A 2,205-nucleotide genomic window follows, 5' to 3' on the forward strand; every position below is an offset into this window, starting at 1 on the left:
GTCAGGCCCACGACGTCGATCACGACCAGCGGTTTCACGCCACGACTCCGTTCACGAGGTGGTCGGCCGCCCAGCGCAGCTCGGCGGCGATGCCCTCCGCCAGGTCGTCGACGGGTTCGGGCAGCACCGTCCACGTGTACGTCTCGACCTCCACGTGCGGCATGACGTCGGCAATGGACCGGACCGCCGCGACGGCCGACGACAGCACGTCGGTCGTGGACCGCAGGGGCGCGGCGGGCCGGGCGTGCAGCGGGACGTGGAAGTGCACCCGCCAGGGGTTCTCGGCCGGCAAATCCGCCAGCGCCTCGGGCAGGTCGTCGGCCGCCAGCACACCGGTGGGCGCGTTCTCCCTGACCTGGTGCAGGTAGCGGGGCTCGGCGAACGCGGCGAGGGCGCGCCGTGCCTCCTCCGTGCCCGGTTCGGCGACCTCCAGCGCGGCCGACGCCTGCACCTTCACGATCTTGAGCCCGGACGCGCGGATGGTGTTCACCGCGTCCACCGGGTCGGCGAACGACACGGCCAGGTGGCAGGTATCGAGGCAGATCCCCACGTGGTCGTGGTCCACCCGGTCGGCCAGCCAGCCCACCGCGTCGGCGACGGTGTCCAGCACGCAGCCCGGCTCCGGCTCGACCGCGAGCCTGATCGGTCTGCCGTCCCGGGCCGCCTGCGCGCGCAGCAACCGCGCCACCACGTCGAACGCGGCTCGCGCCTGTGCGTCGTCGTCGCTCGTCCACGGCTCCCGCCACCCCAGCGGCAACGTCGAGATGCTGCCGTAGGCCGCCGTGTCCGGCAACAGGTCGGCCAACACCGTGGCGCACGCCATCGTGTACGACAGGCGGCGCGGATCGGTCCACCGCGGCACGTAGACCGAGTGCTTGACCACCTCGTCGTGGAACCCGCCGTACGGGAACGCGTTGAGCGTGCTCACCTCCAGACCCCTGGCCCGCAGCTCGGCCGCCAACCCCCGCCGTGCCGCCACGTCCTCGGCGAGACCGCGGGCGACCGGCTCGGACAACCACAACCCCAGCGCGAGCGTGTCCACGCCCAGGTTCTCCCGCACCCGCACGGCGTACCGGTCGAGTTGGGCGAGCACGCCGTCGAGGTCTTCGGCCGGGTGGACGTTCGTGCAGTACGCGACCGGCGTCACGGGCGCTCACCGCGCAGCACCGAGTTGCCGGCGAACGTCGCCGCCGACGCGTCAGGCTCGTCGTCCAGCATGAGCCGGCCGCTCTGCCCGTAGAACTCGACCGGGTTGCGCCACAGCACCTTGTCCACATCGGACTCGTCGAAGCCGCCGTCGAGCATCGCCAGCCCGGTGCGATGGGTCTTGAGCGGGTCGGAGCGGCCCCAGTCGGCGGCCGAGTTCACCAGCACGCGGTCGGTGCCGTACTCGCGCAGGATGGCGACCATGCGGTCCTCGTCCATCTTGGTGTCCGGGTAGATGGAGAAGCCCATCCAGCACCCCGAATCGGCCACGGCGCGCACGGTCGTCTCGTTCAGGTGGTCCACGAGCACCCGTTCGGGCGGCAAACCGGACTCGCGGACCAGGTCGAGCGTGCGTGCCGTGCCGGCGGCCTTGTCCCGGTGCGGGGTGTGCACCAGCGCCGGCAGACCGTGCCGAACGGCCAGTTCGAGCTGCCGGGCGAACGCCTCGTCCTCCTCCGGCGTCATCGAGTCGTACCCGACCTCGCCGACCGCGACCACGCCGTCCTTGGCCAGGTAGCGCGGCAGGACGTCGAGGACGCCGGCGCAGCGCGGGTCGTTGGCCTCCTTCGGGTTGAGCGCGACGGCGCAGTGGTGCCGGATGCCGAACCGCCCGGCCCGGAACCTCTCCCACCCGATCAGCGCGTCGAAGTAGTCGGTGAACGACCCGACGTTCGTGCGCGGCTGGCCCAGCCAGAACGACGGCTCCACGAGCGCCCGCACACCGGCCGCGCGCATCGCCTCGTAGTCGTCCGTCGTGCGTGAGGTCATGTGGATGTGCGGGTCGAAGATGCGCATCAGGGGTGGCTCCTCAGCAGGGTCGACGCGTCCTCGGGCACGGCGCGGCCGGCGGCACGGCGTTCGTCGGCGTACGCGCGGACCATGCGGACGAGCTCCGCGTCCACGCGCCGGTCGAGCCCGGCCACGGCGGCGAGGGGGATGTCGAGGAACAGGCACTTGAGCACGCCGTGCCGCCAGGCGTGGGCGTCGAGGTGTTCGGCG

3 protein-coding genes are annotated in these 2,205 nt (G+C 72.3%); all 3 read right to left on the bottom strand.

Features of this window, described 5'->3' with window-relative positions:
* Positions 1-34: 34 nt before the first annotated feature.
* Positions 35-1,147 carry a metabolite traffic protein EboE gene (eboE, locus tag ACFQ3T_RS36075; RefSeq protein ID WP_380730569.1) on the bottom strand — a complete coding sequence of 371 codons (1,113 nt, stop codon included), beginning with the start codon at positions 1,145-1,147 and terminating at the stop codon, positions 35-37.
* Positions 1,144-2,001: a TatD family hydrolase gene (locus tag ACFQ3T_RS36080; protein WP_380730571.1), complete on the bottom strand. Its 858-nt coding sequence runs from the start codon at positions 1,999-2,001 to the stop codon at positions 1,144-1,146. Before ACFQ3T_RS36080 ends, eboE begins: the two co-directional genes overlap by 4 nt.
* Positions 2,001-2,205, bottom strand: a 205-nt coding sequence (locus ACFQ3T_RS36085) for an EboA domain-containing protein (RefSeq protein ID WP_380730573.1), incomplete at its 5' end; no start/stop codon positions are given. The genes ACFQ3T_RS36085 and ACFQ3T_RS36080, both read right to left, overlap by 1 nt.

The organism is Saccharothrix hoggarensis (assembly GCF_042678885.1).
Classification (GTDB): domain Bacteria; phylum Actinomycetota; class Actinomycetes; order Mycobacteriales; family Pseudonocardiaceae; genus Actinosynnema; species Actinosynnema hoggarensis.

What these genes read in the sequence shown, in the direction of transcription:
- ACFQ3T_RS36080 (WP_380730571.1), bottom strand. Translation starts at nt 2,001, where the DNA reads ATGCGCATCTTCGACCCGCACATCCACATGACCTCACGCACGACGGAC.